This is a genomic window from Bifidobacterium [indicum] DSM 20214 = LMG 11587, assembly GCF_000706765.1.
Taxonomy (GTDB): Bacteria; Actinomycetota; Actinomycetes; order Actinomycetales; family Bifidobacteriaceae; genus Bombiscardovia; species Bombiscardovia coryneformis.
Window position 1 is genome coordinate 533,101 of record NZ_CP006018.1, and the last position, 15,844, is coordinate 548,944.

The 15,844-nt window shown below is 61.3% G+C and carries 12 protein-coding genes and 1 tRNA gene; 8 read left to right on the forward strand and 5 right to left on the reverse strand.

Annotated elements, in window-relative coordinates:
* Positions 1–74: 74 nt before the first annotated feature.
* Positions 75–1,604 carry an MDR family MFS transporter gene (locus BINDI_RS01925; RefSeq protein WP_033489806.1) on the reverse strand — a complete coding sequence of 510 codons (1,530 nt, stop codon included), beginning with the start codon at positions 1,602–1,604 and terminating at the stop codon, positions 75–77.
* A gap of 116 nt (positions 1,605–1,720) precedes the next feature.
* Between BINDI_RS01925 and BINDI_RS01930 the strand changes: the two genes are divergently transcribed.
* The 7 genes from BINDI_RS01930 to BINDI_RS01960 all read left to right on the forward strand — a co-directional run bounded on the left by BINDI_RS01930 (position 1,721) and on the right by BINDI_RS01960 (position 9,465).
* A tRNA-Val gene (locus tag BINDI_RS01930) sits at positions 1,721–1,794 on the forward strand.
* 79 nt (positions 1,795–1,873) lie between these two features.
* Positions 1,874–3,562: a DivIVA domain-containing protein gene (locus BINDI_RS07090; RefSeq protein WP_052108673.1), complete on the forward strand. Its 1,689-nt coding sequence runs from the start codon at positions 1,874–1,876 to the stop codon at positions 3,560–3,562.
* An 85-nt stretch (positions 3,563–3,647) separates the two neighbouring features.
* Positions 3,648–4,916, forward strand: coding sequence for a 1-deoxy-D-xylulose-5-phosphate reductoisomerase (gene dxr / locus BINDI_RS01940; protein ID WP_081830754.1), 1,269 nt, complete (start codon positions 3,648–3,650; stop codon positions 4,914–4,916).
* Positions 4,917–4,927: 11 nt separating this feature from the next.
* Entirely contained in the window at positions 4,928–6,175 is a 1,248-nt protein-coding gene (ispG, locus tag BINDI_RS01945; protein WP_045921135.1) for a flavodoxin-dependent (E)-4-hydroxy-3-methylbut-2-enyl-diphosphate synthase, read from the forward strand.
* Between the two features lie 33 nt (positions 6,176–6,208).
* Complete coding sequence (locus tag BINDI_RS01950; RefSeq protein WP_052357147.1) at positions 6,209–7,933, forward strand: alpha/beta hydrolase family protein; 1,725 nt, start codon at positions 6,209–6,211, stop codon at positions 7,931–7,933.
* An 18-nt stretch (positions 7,934–7,951) separates the two neighbouring features.
* Complete coding sequence (gene recO / locus BINDI_RS01955) at positions 7,952–8,674, forward strand: DNA repair protein RecO (RefSeq protein WP_033489808.1); 723 nt, start codon at positions 7,952–7,954, stop codon at positions 8,672–8,674.
* Positions 8,675–8,676: 2 nt separating this feature from the next.
* Positions 8,677–9,465, forward strand: coding sequence for an isoprenyl transferase (locus BINDI_RS01960; RefSeq protein WP_033490772.1), 789 nt, complete (start codon positions 8,677–8,679; stop codon positions 9,463–9,465).
* Between the two features lie 129 nt (positions 9,466–9,594).
* Here BINDI_RS01960 and BINDI_RS01965 read toward each other — a convergent pair whose 3' ends face one another.
* The 4 genes from BINDI_RS01965 to BINDI_RS01980 form a co-directional block, all read right to left on the reverse strand.
* Positions 9,595–11,115 carry a glycoside hydrolase family 32 protein gene (locus BINDI_RS01965; RefSeq protein ID WP_033489809.1) on the reverse strand — a complete coding sequence of 507 codons (1,521 nt, stop codon included), beginning with the start codon at positions 11,113–11,115 and terminating at the stop codon, positions 9,595–9,597.
* Positions 11,116–11,193: 78 nt separating this feature from the next.
* Entirely contained in the window at positions 11,194–12,486 is a 1,293-nt protein-coding gene (locus BINDI_RS01970) for an MFS transporter (protein ID WP_033489810.1), read from the reverse strand.
* Positions 12,487–12,657: 171 nt separating this feature from the next.
* Entirely contained in the window at positions 12,658–13,707 is a 1,050-nt protein-coding gene (locus BINDI_RS01975; protein ID WP_033489811.1) for a LacI family DNA-binding transcriptional regulator, read from the reverse strand.
* Between the two features lie 71 nt (positions 13,708–13,778).
* Entirely contained in the window at positions 13,779–14,123 is a 345-nt protein-coding gene (locus BINDI_RS01980) for an MTH1187 family thiamine-binding protein (protein ID WP_033489812.1), read from the reverse strand.
* Between the two features lie 201 nt (positions 14,124–14,324).
* On the opposite strand from BINDI_RS01980, the gene BINDI_RS01985 reads away from it, so the two are divergent.
* The gene (locus BINDI_RS01985) at positions 14,325–15,842 is read left to right on the forward strand and encodes a glycine--tRNA ligase (protein WP_033489813.1); all 1,518 of its coding nucleotides are present in this window, start codon (positions 14,325–14,327) and stop codon (positions 15,840–15,842) included.
* The last annotated feature ends 2 nt before the right edge of the window (positions 15,843–15,844 follow it).

Below are 15,844 nucleotides of genomic sequence, written 5' to 3' on the forward strand. Positions count from 1 at the left end.
GTTTTTCCATCCCCCGGTTTTACGGCCGGGGGATTTTTAATCTCTCCTCCCGGGTTGGGCGGATGCCGATCTGCTCATCGGATCGAACCGGTTGTTGCAGCCTTGGTTGTGGCGGAATGTTGATATTCCGACAGGAGCGACCTGGATCGCAGGTCGAGCAGGTTGGCACCCAGAGCCAACAGTAGTATGACCAGCCCGGTCAGGAATATCCAGTGCAGACCGTCGAAGACGATGGATCTGGCCGGGGCCAGCAGTGCCGGAGGAATCTGGTTGGCCGTGGCCGGGTTGATCATCCTGTCCATCATCTCGGCGGTGAGGCCGGGATGATCGGGGACCCTGTCGGCAATGACCGTGTTCATGACGATTCCGAAAATCGAGACCATCAGCGTCTGCCCTAGGGAACGCGCCAGGGTATTGAAACTGGTGGAGGCACCCACATCACTGGCCGGTACCACGCTCTGGGCGGTGATTGTCGAAGTGGTGATGGCCAAGCCGAAACCGAACCCCACGATGGCCGATATGACCAGGAACGCCCAATAGGGGGTTGCCATGGGAAGGAAAACGTAACATACGCACGCGGTCAGGATGAAGGCAAGGGCGATGTTGGTGGCCCGATGCGGCGGGTGGTGCATGGTCAAGGGCCCGGCCAGGTAGGCGCCCAGAAGCCAGAGGATGGAGGAGGGGGTCACGACAAAGCCGCCCATGGAAGGGTTGAGTCCCATGACGGACTGCATCCAAATCGGCATATAGGTGTCGAAGCACATCAGGAACCCGGCAATCAGAAGCATGCAGACGTTCTGGATGACGAAGGTCCGGTTGCGGAAGAGCCTCAGGGGAAGAATGGGGTCTGCCTGGTGGTTCTCAAGACGCAGGAGGACAAGAAAGATGACCACAGCGGCAAGGCCCAGGAGGGCCGGAGTCAGGATGCCCTGGTGGGAGCCCAGACTCTGCAGGCCCAACATGAGGCAGATCAGCCCCAGACTGAGCAGCCCGATTCCCTTGTAATCGACTGGTGCCCGTCTGGACTCCATACGCTCGCTGAGGAAGGCCTGTATCAGGAGTATGACGATCAGGCCGATGGGGACGTTGATGGCGAAGACCCAGTGCCAGCTGAGGTGCTGGACGATGAATCCGCCCAGGAGTGGGGCGATGATGGAGGCGATGCCCCAGGCGGATCCGTTCAGTCCGATCATCCCGGCCCGCTTGCTCAGGGGGTATATGTCAGCCAGGACCGTATAAGTCAGGGGTTGGATGGCGCCGGCGCCAAGGCCTTGAAGGAGCCTGGCGTCGATGAGCTGGGGCATGGACTGGGAGAGTGCGCAGAGGCTGGACCCGACCACAAAAATCAGGAGTCCGATGGTCAGGAGGGGTTTACGGCCGTACCTGTCGGAGAGTTTCCCATAGATGGGGGTGGTGACGGCACACATGAGAAGATATATGGAGTAGACCCAGTTCATGATCGATAGACCGTGCAGGTCGGAGATGATCGTCGGCATGGCCGTGGATACGATGGTCCCCTCGATTGCGGTCATGAAGGTGGCGATGAAGACCGCCACCGTGACCAGAGTCACATTGGTTTTCCTGACTGTCCCTTTTGCCGACATCTGCATCCTCGATTCGGACGGATGGACGAGGTTCGCCCCATTGATGAAACTCCCAGCGGATTATAACCACCATATCGGCCCTGTCACCGGCGGGACACTCTGCTATCATATTGCTCGGTCCCGTAGCTCAGTTGGTTAGAGCGCCACCTTTACACGGTGGATGTCCCCGGTTCGAGTCCGAGCGGGACCACTCCCTCTGCAATGACCAGTCCCCACCGAGTCTGAACTCTCAAGTAGAATCGTCTGCATTACCATCAAGATGGGTAGGCATGACTCCCATCGGCAAGAAAGGTCAGGAGGTCGATGTCCTGATGTCAGCAAAGCCTGATTCCGGCAGGAACGAAGCCACCATAGCGCGTGTGGGGAAGCGTAAGTTCGGCTATAACACCGTTCAGGTCGATGAGTTCCTGGACAGGGCCCACACTCTCTATGAGAGCGAGGATCCGAGCCTGACGCAGGACCAGATCGCCAACGCCTCCTTTGAGTTGCGCAAGGGCGGGTACACCATCGCCCAGGTGGATGCCGCCTTGGCCCGTCTGGAACGCGCCATCTCTGACAGGAGTGTAGCCAGGGAGATCAACCAGTCCGGCATGGAGGCCTGGAGCGCGCGGGTGGTACGTCAGTACCGGGCCCTGAAGAGGCATGCGAACCGGGACGGTGGCGACATCTTCGACAGGGGCCTTTCCGGCAAGCCCTCCTACGACTGCAAACAGGTGGATCGTCTGGTCTTCCGGGTTCTGGACCGCATTGCCGACGACCTGCATCTGCGGGATGCCAAGCGTGCCGATGGCAAGAAGTCCGTCGACATCACCTCGGACCGTATCTCCAACGTGATTTTCACCCAGCGCAAGGGCAAGCACGGCTATGACGAGCGCCAGGTGGACTACTTCCTTTCCAAGGCCGTGGAACTCCTGCAGCAGATGGAGTCGGTCGCCCGGTTGGGGCTTGATGCACAGGTCCATGTCGGAACCCGTCCGAATGCCGGATCAGGCGGTAATCGGTCGAAGGAGGGTCCGTCCGCTGGAACTGCTGGCGAGGATGGGTCCATTAAGCCCCTGATTGGTCAGCAACAGGCTCCTGCCTGGCAGGCCGGGCAGCCCACAGGATCTGCCGATGCTGCTCGTCAGGGATTTGCCGAGGCGCCCGCTGTGCAACCGGCCGAAACCGGATCGACTGATTTCGCCCAGCTGCATCAGGCGGAGCAGGCCATTTTTGACTCTCCTCAGCCGACGGCTCCCGCGGTTCCTGCCTCGGGTACCATTCCGTCCGGCACTCCTGAGGTTTCGGCGGCCAGTCAGATGAACGGCTCCCTGGGGGCCTTGGCCAGGTCCGTGGGGCAGAACCGGGACCAGGCAGGGACCGATACGGGTGCAAGCGGTGCTCAGGCCGGTCAGCCTGCCTCGTTCGCGTCGCCTTCCCAGCCTGTGAGGTCCGCTGATTCGGCACAATCCTCCCCGTCGGTACCATCTTCACCGGTACAGCCCTCGCGATCTGACCGTGTCCCGTCCTCTCAGCCGGTTCAGCCAGTATCCGACCAACCGAGCTCGGCCCCTGCCTCGGGTCATGACTGGTCGACGCAACCCGCTTTTACGGCCCCTTCGACAAGGCCTGGCGCGGGGTCCTCCTTCAGTTCCCCGGTCGGGGTCAGCGGGCCCCTGTCCGCACAGCCCGAGCCCCAGGCCCCCAGTGCCTGGAGCCGTCCTCAGGAGGAGTCCGTGCAACCTGATGCGGCTCCGTCGGTCTCGGACGAGCCAAGCTGGGCCCGTCCCGTGTCCGAGGATTCCATCAGCAAGGCCCCGGTCAGACAGGCTGCGCAGGATGCCGATTCCTACCTGAACTCCCTGGTGAATACCGACCTGCCCAAGATGGACATGGATTTTGATATTCCCGATATCTCCTTCCCGGCCTTTGAGGCCGATGGGCAGCAGGGCGAGGAGACGAAGGGTTCCCAGGCGTAGCGCAGAGTCCGTCGGGCAGACCCGACGAGACGGACTTCAGGGCCTGAAAGTTACGGTCCGAGCGGACCGTGGAAAGTGTGCAGGAATGATAAGCGGTCATGATAAGGCCGACGCAGGTACCGAGGCCGGTCAGGCCAGGACCCTGGAGGACTGGACTGGTAAAGGAGACGGGAACTGGTCCAAGAGTCTGGTGATCCTGGGTTCGACCGGCTCCATCGGCACCCAGGCCCTTGATGTGGTTGGTCGCCATCCCGAGCACTTCCGGGTGGTGGGCTTGGCGGCTGGCGGCGGTCATACGGATCTTCTGGCCCGGCAGGCCGCCCGGTTCGGTGTCGAGAAGGTTGCCCTGGCGGACCCCTCCAAGGTTGAAGAACTCCGCCAGGCCCTGTCCCAGGCCGGCGCCGGTCAGGTTCATGTTGAAGCAGGCATGGATGCGGTCGTCGCCCTGGCAGGGTCGGGGGCTGATCTGGTGCTGAACGGCATCACCGGGTCGATAGGGCTTCGGCCCTCCATCGCCGCCCTTCAGGCCGGATCCCAGTTGGCCTTGGCCAACAAGGAATCAGTCGTGGCCGGTGGGCATCTCCTCTTTGATGCCCAGGTCCGTCCGGGGCAGATCAATCCCGTGGATTCCGAACACTCGGCAATCTGGCAGTCCCTGCGCTCAGGTCGTCACGGGGAGGTGGCGAGGCTGGTCGTCACGGCCTCCGGAGGTCCTTTCAGGGGCTGGACCAGGAGTCGGATGGAAGGAATCACCCCTGAGCAGGCCCTGAACCACCCCACCTGGGACATGGGCCCTGTGGTGACCATCAACTCCTCCACCATGGTCAACAAGGGGCTGGAGGTTATCGAGGCCGCCAGGCTCTTCAGAATCCCGCAGGATCGGATATCCGTGACTGTCCACCCGCAGTCCCTGGTCCACTCCATGGTTGAATTCCGTGATGGAGCCACAATCTGCCAGGCTTCGCCCCCCGATATGCGTCTTCCCATAGCTCTGGGGCTTTCGGCCCCGGAACGTTTGGGTGATGTATCGGTCCCCTGCGACTGGACCCAGGCTGCACAGTGGACCTTCGAGCCACTGGATGACAGGGTCTTCCCGGCCGTGAGCCTGGCTCGGCGTGCCTTGGATTCCTCGGAGGGGATGACGGCTGTGTTCAATGCAGCCAATGAACAGGCTGTCCGGGCCTTCCTGGATCGTCGCCTTCCGTACCTGGGTATCGTCGATACGGTGGAGCGTGTCATGGACCAGATGGCCGATTCCCATCTGTCACGAACTTTCACATCCGTGGAGGTAATGGAGCAAGTCGAGCAGGAAGCTCGTCGGCGTGCGGATGCTTTGATAGAGATTACTGCGTGACTAGTGATGAGATGTTTGATTCCGGGCGATCCGCGGACAGTGGCCGGCCGGACCAGGTGAAGAAGGAAGCGGGATTCCGGAAGACCGGTGACCAGGCCATCAGCGAGACCCCCCTCCATTCCAGGCGCAAGTCCAGAAGAATCATGGTCGGGTCCGTTCCGGTGGGCGGCGGTGCCCCCATTTCCGTCCAGTCCATGACCAACACGGTAACGGCCGATATCAATGCCACCCTTCAGCAGATCGCCGAGCTGGCGGCGGCTGGTTGTGACATCGTCCGCGTGGCGGTGCCCAGCCAGGACGATGCGGATGCCCTGCCGATCATCACCAAGAAGTCGCCCATTCCGGTCATCGCCGACATCCACTTCCAGAGCAGGTATGTGTTCCAGGCCATCGACGCAGGCTGCGCTGCGGTCAGGGTCAACCCAGGCAATATCCGCAAGTTCGACCAGGTGGGTCCTGATATCTGCAAGGCGGCGACCGAGGCGGGCATCTCCCTGAGGATCGGTGTCAACGCCGGCAGTCTGGATAAGGACATCTATGCCAAGTACGGTGGCCCCACGCCCGAGGCCCTGGTCGAGTCGGCCATGAAAGAGGCCCGCATGTTCGAGGATGTGGGCTTCCATGACTTCAAGATATCCGTCAAGCACCACGACCCGATCACCATGGTCCAGACCTACCGGCTCCTGGCTTCCAAGGGTGACTGGCCCCTCCATCTGGGCGTGACCGAGGCGGGTCCGGCCTGGCAGGGGACCATCAAGTCCTGCCTCGCATTCGGAGCCCTTCTGTCCGAGGGGATCGGCGATACGATCAGGGTCTCCCTATCGGCTCCGCCGGTCGAGGAGGTCAAGGTGGGCTGCAAGATCCTGGAGTATCTGGGACTGCGCCAGCGCCACTTCGACATCATCTCCTGCCCCAGTTGCGGACGGGCCCAGGTGGACGTGATCCAGCTTGCCAGGGAGGTTACCGAGGGGCTCAAGGACATCACGGCACCGATCAGGGTGGCCGTCATGGGATGCATCGTCAACGGACCCGGGGAGGCCAGGGAGGCCGACCTGGGAGTCGCGTCCGGTAACGGCAAGGGCCAGATCATCATCAAGGGCAAGGTGGTACAGACCGTTCCCGAGGATCAGATAGTCCCCACCCTTTTGGAGCGGGCCCGGGCCATTGCGGCTGATATGGAGGCCAAGGCAGCGGCCGAGGGGGAGACCATATCGGACATGGGCCCCACGGTGGTTCCTGTGACGGGCACGGCCAGCTGATTCCGGGTCGGTCAATCCCGGTCAACGGCTACAATGACCAACGTGTCGCAAGAGGATGAACAGCAGCCGGACCAGGTGGGCAGGTGGAGCAGGGTAAGACGGCTCATGACCAGTCTGCCCATCTTCGTGATTCTGATGGGAATCCTGGTATCGGTGTCCCATCTGACCGCAGTGCCTTGGAAATACGATCCGGTGGACCAGAACTTCCCCACCCTCACCCCCGACACTTCAGTCACCTTCGACAACCCGGACGGTATCCATCTTGACAAGATGGGGGACTACCGGGTCAAAGCCCACCATGAGACTGTAACGGCCGTTCGTGAGGGGACCGATGAGCGCCAGGAGATCAGGGTGCAGATCCGTGAACCCCTGGGAGTGCAGGGGGAACGCCCGGGTGTGGTCTTCATGCATGGGGCGGGATACGGAACCTGCGACAACTCCTTTGGTGATGTGGCGGAGACCCTGGCCTCGGCAGGCTTCGTGACGGCCGTCCTCGACAAGCCGGTCTGGTCGACCACCGATGCCAACAGGGACTATCCGGCATCCGCCAGGGCCTATGATCAGGTCATCAATCTCCTGCGTGCCAAGCAGAATGTGGATCCCGCCAGGGTGGGTATCTATGCGACCAGCGAGAGCACCTGGATATCATCCTTCCTGCTGAGCATGGATAAGGATGTCGCCTTCCAGATTCTTCTCAGCCCCATGGTCTACTCGCCCCGTCACGCCGTCGGGTTCTTCGTTGCCCAGGATTTCGCCATCGCCGGTGCCAACCAGGGCTACCAGTCGGTGGTTCGTCGTCTCTTCAGCACCGACGCTTCCCTTTTCAACATCAACAGCCTGGACATCGATCCGACTGACGAGAACACCTACGCCATACCGACCCTCCTGGCCTACGGGGCCAAGGATGTGATGACCGCCCAGGTTGAGGGGGTCCAAAGAGTGTTGGCCGAAGCCCATGCCGCCGGGAACGAGAACGTGACCGTCCGTTCATACGCCGTATCCAACCACGTGCTGAGGCTGGGGGACGAAGCCAACACCGGCACTCCCTTGGCTGATCACTACCAGGAAGACATGACCAACTGGGCCGTGGGGCAGGCCAATGGACTCAGACAGACCAGTCCCAGCGCGGGAGGGGCGACCATCCACCAGTCCATCGCCGTTCCGACCGACCTGCGCGGTAGGCCGGTCCTGACCATCTACATGCTGGCCCTCCACATTCTGACCTTCCTGCTCCTGCTGATCTCCCTGGTGCTGGCCCTGGTGGCCGGTGGGGTGAAGATTCATCATCTGATTCGGCATAAGGGCCCTGCTCTGGGCTTCTCGCACGGGTTCGGGGGTTCCCTGGCCACCGTCACCGGAACCACCCTGGCCTCGTTGGTGCTCTTTGCGGCCGGGCTCGGACAGGTCATCATGGCCGTGGTCAAACTGGGTTGGGGCGGGGTGCCCGACCCTGCCGGTGTCAGTTATTGGAGTTGGCCGGTCATTCAGGTGGTCTGTGCCTTGGTGATTTGGGCCTGGTCACGGATTTTCACCAGAATGGCCGAAGTGGCCTCATTCAAGGGGGTCTCCCAGATTCCCTCCCAGCTCAAGGCGCACCGGGCCGGTGGCCCCACCGTGGCCCAGCAGATGCACTCCAACGATCCTCAGCCGGTGGTGGCCTCGACCAGACTGGGGCTGGCCCTCTTCATCGTCACCACCCTGGCCATGTTCGGGGTCCTGTTGATTTTCGCCTTCTGGGGTCTTTTCATCTACTACTGATTCGGTCAAGGAGCATACATGGCCATCTATCGTGACGAAGGTCTGGTACTCAAAACGACCAAACTGGGCGAAGCTGACCGGATCATCACGATACTGACCCGGGAGCATGGCAAGATCAGGGCCGTGGCCAAGGGCGTCAGGCGTACCAAGTCCCGGTTCGGTTCCCGCCTTGAGCCCTTTATGCGGGTCGACCTCCTCATTGCGCAGGGGAGAAACCTGGATATCGTCTCCCAGGCCTCATCCCTGGCCACCTATGCGGATTCCATCAGCGCCGATTATGATCTCTATACCAACGGTGGTGTGATTCTGGAGACCGCCGACAAGCTCATCGCCGGTGAGGACCAGCCCGCCTCGGATCAGTACGGCCTCCTGCTGGCTGCCCTGGCCGCCCTGGCCGGGCATAGGCACGATCCACGGGCAATCTCCGCCTCCTATCTGATGCGTGCCCTGGCCCTGGCAGGTTGGCGACCCCGCCTTGACTCCTGCCTGGTCTGCGGGCGTACCGATGACCTGACCTACTGCTCCGTCTCCGGTGGCGGGGCCATGTGCAGTGCAGACCGGACGACCGATGCCATACGCGTGGATCCGGTCACCCTGAACCAATTCAAGGCCTTGAGCCGAGGGGACTGGCGGTCTTTGGGCACTGACCCCCTGACCCCCCTCTGCGACCAGCTTGTTGAGAAATGGGGCGAATATTACCTGGAACGCCCCATCCACTCCCTGCGCCTATTAGATTCATGACCATGAGTTTTGACCAGGTTGACTACACATCCCTGGATATGCCCCGGGCGCCCTTCTCGGATCCGGACCGCATTCCCCGCTTTCCCAGTAAGTCCGTACCCCGGCACGTGGGTGTCATCATGGACGGGAACGGGCGTTGGGCCAAGCAAAGGGGAATGGAACGCACCCAGGGGCACCGTGCCGCCGAGCCTGTGGTGTTCGACACCATTGCCGGGGCCATCGAAGCGGGTGTGCGGTACCTGAGCCTCTACACCTTTTCAACCGAGAACTGGAAGCGGTCGCCCTCGGAGGTCCGCTTCCTGATGGGGTTCTCCCGTGACATCATCCACCGCCGAGTGGAGCAGATGGATGAGTGGGGGGTCAGGGTCCGCTGGTCGGGACGCAAGCCACGGCTTTGGAAGTCCGTCATTGACGAGCTCGAGGTGGCCATGGACAGGACCCGGCACAACAAGGTCATCGACGTGGTTTTCTGCATCAACTACGGGGGCCGTGCCGAGTTGGCCGATGCGGCCACCGCCATTGCCCAGGAGGTTGCCCAGGGCAGAATCACCGGCTCCCGGGTTACCGAGAAGATGATTGCCGAGCACCTCTACAATCCCGATATTCCTGACTGCGATCTGGTGGTCAGGACCTCGGGGGAGTACCGGACCAGTAACTTCCTGCCCTGGGAGGCGGCGTATGCTGAATTGGTTTTCGCCGAGGAGCTCTTCCCGGACTGCGGGCGGGATGTTCTGTGGAGAGCCATCGACCAGTACGTTCGCCGGGACCGCCGTTTTGGGGGAGCCGAGTAGGGGGGGGGGCTGGCGTGTGCCTGTTTGACGCAAGATGGAGATTCCGGTTCCCGGTGGCGTCTGTGCGAAAACAACGACCCTGGTGCGGTCACATGACTGCACCAGGGTCGAAGTGTATCCAGTAGAGGCTTACTTGTCTGGGGTCTCCCAAATCGTGTCAAGGGCGGAGACGGTCAGGGAGGAGATGTGCGCCTGCCCTTCTCCCGACTCACTGAAGAGCTTGATGGCGCGCGGCCCATCGGAGGGGAAACTGTAGGAGCTCATGGCTTCCAACCCGTCGTTCACGTACACTTCGACGGACCCCTGGTCCAGTATGATGCGCAGCTTGACCTGGTCGGTGTGGCCATCGAGTGGGGCGGTCCTGTAGCCCCGGTCTCCGTATGTGTTGCTGTGGCGGTCCAGGACGATACGCCCTAGCTGGTCGTCGTAGCAGACCATGGTATGGCCTCCGTCTTGGGTGGCGTGGACCTCCAGACCCACCCGTTCGGCCTGGTTCCGGTCCAGATCGATGGTCATCTCGATGTCTGCGGTGCGGGCATCTTCGACCAGGGTCCTGGTCTCGTTGACGTCCAGGTCGATCGGTCCCAGATCGCGGGTGTCCTTGCGGAGGCGGGAGAACTCGGCCACGGGTCTGGTGCGCAGGTGATCGCCGGCAAGGGTTACCTCCCGGGGAAGGGTGAACTGGCCGCACCACCCGTCGTCCTGCATGGGGATGGGCTCGGTGAAGGGACTCATCCATCCGAAGACCAGACGTCTTCCGTCGGGGGCTTCCATGGTCTGCGGCGCATAGTAATTCTGCCCCAGGTCCCATAGATGGAAGTCGCTCTCCTGGTGGAAATCGCCCCCGGGTTGCCAGGTGCCGATGACGTATCCGGCGTTGTTATGGTTGCGCTGGTTGAACCCATGGGGTTTGGTGCCCATGGCCGAATAGCAGATGACCCACTTGTCCTCGACGGGGAACATGTCCGGGCACTCCAGCATGAAGACATCAGGATCGGGGTGACGGTAGATCACCCGGTCGAAGCTCCAGTGCTCCATGTCCTGGGAGGTGTACATCCAGATCTCTCCGCGCTTTTCGACGTTGCTGACCCCGAAGACCATATACCAGCGATTGCCCTGCTTCCAGACCTTGGGGTCGCGGAAATGAAGGATGCGGTCATCCGGGCATGGCACAACCACGCCCTTCTTCTCGAAGTGGATTCCATCATCGGAAACGGCCATGCACTGTTCCTGGAAGTTGCCCTGGTCCTCGTTCACCCCGTTACGCCAGCGATGGCCCGTGTAGTAGATGACCATCCTGCCGTCATCGGCCAGGACCGCGGATCCGGAGAAGACCCCGTCCTTCTCGGCTTCGAGGGAGGGTGCCATGGCCAGGGGCTCGCGCCGCCAGGTCACCAGGTCCTCGCTGGATACGTGGCCCCAGTGCATGAGTCCCCACTTGGTTCCATAGGGGTAGAGCTGGTAGTAGGCCTGGTAGCGGCCCTTGAAGAAGATCAGACCGTTCGGGTCGTTGATCCAGCCCGCCTTGGACGCGATGTGGCAAAGTGGGTACCAGCGATCATTGCGATGCTGGAAGAGTTCGTCGATGCCGGCCTGGGCCTTTTCCAACTGGGCGGTCATGTCGGTTTGTTCGTTTGCGTTTTGGTTCATCCTTGAGCCTTTCCGATTCGCCCCGCGGCCAAGAGGTCACGGGGCGAACCATACCTATGATTGGTGCTTCTTGTTTACTCAGGCCTCGACGACCTTGACTTTCTGTGAATCCCTGATGAAGGGGTCACCATCCACCTGCTGGTCGTCCTTCTTCAGGACGAAGAATCCATAGATGAGTGCAACGAGGACCACAATGGAAATCGTGTAGAAGGTGGTCCGATCCCCGGCCCTGTCGTGGAGCATTCCCAGTGGTGTGGACAGTACGACCTGACCCACCTGGGAGGCGATCTGGAAGCCCACCATGTAGAGGGTGGCCGAGAGCTTGGGGTTGAAGTGGAGGGTGAAGTACCTGAAGGCGGGCAGGCAGAAGAGCGGCACCTCGATGGAGTGGAAGAGCTTGACCACCGATACGGCGATTGGGTCATGGAAGAAACCGCACAGGCCGATTCTGGCGAACATGACCGTGGCACCCAGCAGCAGGGAGTTGCGGACACCGATCTTGCGCATGATGACGGGAACCACGCCCATCATGGCCGATTCCAGGAACACCTGGAAGGAATTGAGAATGCCGTAGACCTCATTACCCTGCTCAGGCGTGGGGAAGAGGTTGGCATAGTAGGTGGGGAACATCTGCTGATCGAAGACCGTGTAGAAGGTGTTGGTGAAGATCATGAAGATAATCAGAAGCCACAGGGCGGGCATGCCCAGGACGTGGATCATGTCGCGCAGGGAGGGCTGGGACTTTTCGCCCTCGGGGGTGGACTCCCGCTTGATTTCCGTGCGCTGCTCATCGGGGATCCAGAAGGCGTAGACCAGGAGCATGCAGACACCGAAGGCGGATCCCAGCCAGAAGTTGATCATAGGGTTGACGTTGAAGGCGAACCCGGCAATCAGGGCCACAATGGCATAACCGAAGGAACCCCAGGCCCGGGACTGGCCGTATTCGAATCCGAATTTGCGGCTGTACCGCTCGGTGATGGCCTCGATCAGCGAGCAGCCTGACATGAAGCCTGCGGATAAAACGACCGCACCGAGTACGGCGCCCAGGACCAGGTTGGAACGCATGAGAGGGGCGTAAACGAACTGCACGAAGGGTCCGACCAGTGCCGCGATGGCTGCGATGAAGACGGCGAGCCGGCGTTTGACCCCTAGCTCGTCCTGGATGACCCCGTAGACGAACATTATTATCAGCGTTGCCACAGAGTTGATGGAGTAGATGTTACCGACCTGGGTGTTGGTCATGCCGAGACCGGTGACCAGCCAGCGCTGGTAGAAGGACCACCAGACACCCCAGGCACAGAAGAAGAAGAATATACCGGTGGAGGATTCCAAGTAGGATGGGTTTCTCCACATTGACGTTTTCCCGACCATACCCATGTCTCTTTCTCTATTCTCGCGACGCTCCGCATCCCTGCGGAGTCGGGACCCGAGGTATTGCTCCAACATTGGCGGATCCTGTCACTACATAGTAGAGTGTCAATCGATTTACGTCAAACGATTGACTATCTGTGTCGACAATGTCCCAAAAGAGAAATAGTGGGATTACCTGTCGGCCCTGGTGGAGTCTTTGGCGATCAGCTGGCAGTGGATTCGGACAGGCTCTTCGGCATCAATCGGGGGAAGGGGTGCCAGGGTCTCGGGCCAGGGAAGTGTGGCCGCGTCTGAGTCGCCGATCAGATCCATGAGTTTGCGGGCGGCCCAATATCCCATCTCATAGTGGGGGAGTTCCACCGTGGTCAGCCGTGGTGCCGTCGTCTCGGCCATGACCTGGTGGTTATCCACGCCGACGAGGCTGATGTCCCGCCCGATGGACAGGTGTCTGGCTGCCGCAGCCTGGTAGATATAAAAGGAGCGGGAGTCGTTGAAGCAGAAGAACCCATCCGGTGATGTCCGGTCCATCAGAGCGTTGACCGCATCCAGAGCCTCCTGGTTGAAGCCCACGTTGCAGACCAGGCCGGGGTCATCGGGCAGACCTGCCTCAAGGAGGGCGGCCTGGTAACCGCGCCGTCTGTCCGTCTGGGCGGGAAGGTCCTGGGTGGTCCCGAGATAGGCGATTCTCCGACAGCCCGAATCGATCAGATGCCGGGTGGCATCGTATCCAATCAGGAATTCATCGGGGGCGATGCTGGGGCAACGGTTCCGGGCCTCCTGGGCATTCACGACCACGGAGGGTCTGGAGCGAAGGGGGGCGGGGAGGTCGACCATCTGGTCGTACATCTTGGCGTAGAGGAATCCATCCACCCCGTAACGGTTCAGAGCCTGAATCTGGTCCGACTCCCTGTCGCTTCCGTCGGTGGAAACGGTCAGAAGCACGTACCCCAGGGATGAAGCCGCATCCTGGGCCCCTTTGATGATGGCACCGGCATAGGGGGTGGTGGCGACTTCCTCGCTGATGAATCCCAACATGCCGGTCCGACTGGTGCGCAGCGACCTGGCCATGGGGTTGGGACGGTATCCCAGCCGCTCGGCTGTCCGCCGTATGGCCCGGGATGTCTCCGGTTTGACCCGCCCCTGGTCGCGGTTGTTCATGACCAGGGAGACCGTGGAAACGGATACACCTGTCTCGGCGGCGATCTGTTTCATCGTGATCACGGGAGTACCTCTACACTCATTTTCATTTCCGGTCGGGGCGGGCGTTCCCTGCGTTACAGGGTCTGGGTCGGTCAGTCCTTCCTGGCCGAGAGAATCTCGTCAATCAGCTCCACCTTCCGGTGAATCTGGTCCCGCTTGCCCTGGCGGATGTCCAATTTCAGGGTCACGCCTGTCCGGTAACCCTGCTCGGCCAGGACCCTGGTCGCCTTCTCGACGGTCTGCATGACCTGGCCCAGGTCGCCCTCGATCACCGTGCTCATGGCATTGGTCTCGTTGGGCAGCCCCGAATCCCTGATGACCTCGATGGCCTGGGCTACGTAGGTCGATAGCTCTTCACCCTGCCCGCTGGGGGCGATGGCGACCGATGCCACGGTATTCAGGTAGGAGGAATTCTCAGGGGTCTGTGACTGGTCCATGTCGGATGCCTTTCATCATGATGGAGATGAGTCAGTTCGCAGGTCCGGTGCCCATCCCATCCGCAGTAAGCAAAATCGTAGGTCCCGGTTCTGACAGGTCTCCCGCGCCGGGCTGGGCAGGTCATAAGCCGACGGTATGATTGGGGCCAGTCGTCGGTCCGTATGCGCCATACGGCAGTCCCTCAAGAGAAGGTGTGATCAGTGGCAGTCTCGAAACTGGATGAGGTCATCTCCCTGGCCAAGCGCCGGGGGTTCGTCTTCCCCGCGGGGGAGATCTACGGAGGGACCCGGTCGGCATGGGACTATGGTCCCCTGGGTGTTGCCCTCAAGGACAACATCAAGCGTGAGTGGTGGCGGTCCATGGTGGTCACCCGAGGCGACGTGGTCGGCGTCGATACCTCTGTCATCCTGCCCACGGCCGTCTGGGAGGCCTCGGGTCATGTCTCCGTATTCAACGACCCCCTGATCGAGTGCCTGAACTGCCACAAGCGTCACCGGGCCGATACCCTCGAAGAGGCATACGTCGAAAAGCACGGACACGATCCGGCCGAGGGACTCAAGGACATTCCCTGCCCCGACTGCGGCACCAAGGGCCAGTGGACCGAGCCGCGTGACTTCAACATGATGCTCCGGACCCATCTGGGACCGGTACAGGATGACAAGAGCCTGCACTACCTCCGTCCGGAGACCGCCCAGGGCATCTTCGTCGACTTCAAGACGGTCATGGCGTCCTCCCGCTCCAAGCCCCCCTTCGGTATCGCCAACATGGGTAAGAGCTTCCGAAACGAGATCACTCCCGGCAATTTCATCTTCCGGACCCGCGAGTTCGAGCAGATGGAGATGGAGTTCTTCGTCCAGCCCGGCACCGATGAGGAATGGCATCAGTACTGGATCGATGCCCGCACACGGTGGTACACCGACCTGGGAGTCAACCCCGACAATCTGCGTCAGTATGAGCATCCCAAGGCCAAGCTGGCCCACTATTCCAAGCGGACCGTCGATATCGAGTACCGCTTCGGTTTCCAGGGGTCGGAATGGGGCGAGCTGGAAGGTATCGCCAACAGGACCGACTTCGATCTGAAGGCCCATGCCGAGCACTCCGGTGAGGATCTGAGCTACTTCGATCCGGCCAGTGGGGAGCGTTACGTTCCCTACGTCATCGAGCCTGCGGCCGGACTCACCCGCTCCCTGATGGCCTTCCTGGTTGATGCCTATGACGTGGACGAGGCCCCCAACACCAAGGGCGGGGTGGATCGCCGTACCGTTCTGCGTCTGGACCCCAGGTTGGCCCCGGTCAAGGCGGCAGTCCTGCCGCTGTCCAAGAAGCCTGAGCTTCAGGGGATCGCCCACGACCTGGCCGCTGACCTCCGCCAGCAGGAGTGGATGATCGATTACGACGAGTCCGGCGCCATCGGTCGCCGCTACCGTCGTCAGGACGAGATTGGTACCCCCCTGTGCATCACTGTTGACTTCGACTCCCTTGATGACCACGCGGTCACCATCCGCCAGCGTGACTCCATGCAACAGGAGCGGGTCGCACTGGACCAGGTCGAGGGCTACGTCCGCAAGTGCATCAGTGAGAAGCGCCTGCGCTATCCGATGGGACCGGCCGCCATCACCGGTACCCAGGCTGCCGACGGGTACACCGATGTGAGGAACGAGCCCGGGCAGGATGCATCCACTCCGGTCAAGGTGGCCGAAGCCGGCGGTGAGTACTGAGA

Excerpts from the sequence above, each read along its gene's own strand:
- BINDI_RS01925 (WP_033489806.1), bottom strand. The coding sequence starts at position 1,604 with ATGTCGGCAAAAGGGACAGTCAGGAAAACCAATGTGACTCTGGTCACG.
- recO (WP_033489808.1), top strand. The coding sequence starts at position 7,952 with ATGGCCATCTATCGTGACGAAGGTCTGGTACTCAAAACGACCAAACTG.
- BINDI_RS01960 (WP_033490772.1), top strand. The coding sequence starts at position 8,677 with ATGAGTTTTGACCAGGTTGACTACACATCCCTGGATATGCCCCGGGCG.
- BINDI_RS01950 (WP_052357147.1), top strand. The coding sequence starts at position 6,209 with ATGACCAACGTGTCGCAAGAGGATGAACAGCAGCCGGACCAGGTGGGC.
- dxr (WP_081830754.1), top strand. The coding sequence starts at position 3,648 with ATGATAAGCGGTCATGATAAGGCCGACGCAGGTACCGAGGCCGGTCAG.
- ispG (WP_045921135.1), top strand. The coding sequence starts at position 4,928 with ATGTTTGATTCCGGGCGATCCGCGGACAGTGGCCGGCCGGACCAGGTG.
- BINDI_RS01980 (WP_033489812.1), bottom strand. The coding sequence starts at position 14,123 with ATGGACCAGTCACAGACCCCTGAGAATTCCTCCTACCTGAATACCGTG.
- BINDI_RS01965 (WP_033489809.1), bottom strand. The coding sequence starts at position 11,115 with ATGAACCAAAACGCAAACGAACAAACCGACATGACCGCCCAGTTGGAA.
- BINDI_RS01970 (WP_033489810.1), bottom strand. The coding sequence starts at position 12,486 with ATGGTCGGGAAAACGTCAATGTGGAGAAACCCATCCTACTTGGAATCC.
- BINDI_RS07090 (WP_052108673.1), top strand. The coding sequence starts at position 1,874 with ATGACTCCCATCGGCAAGAAAGGTCAGGAGGTCGATGTCCTGATGTCA.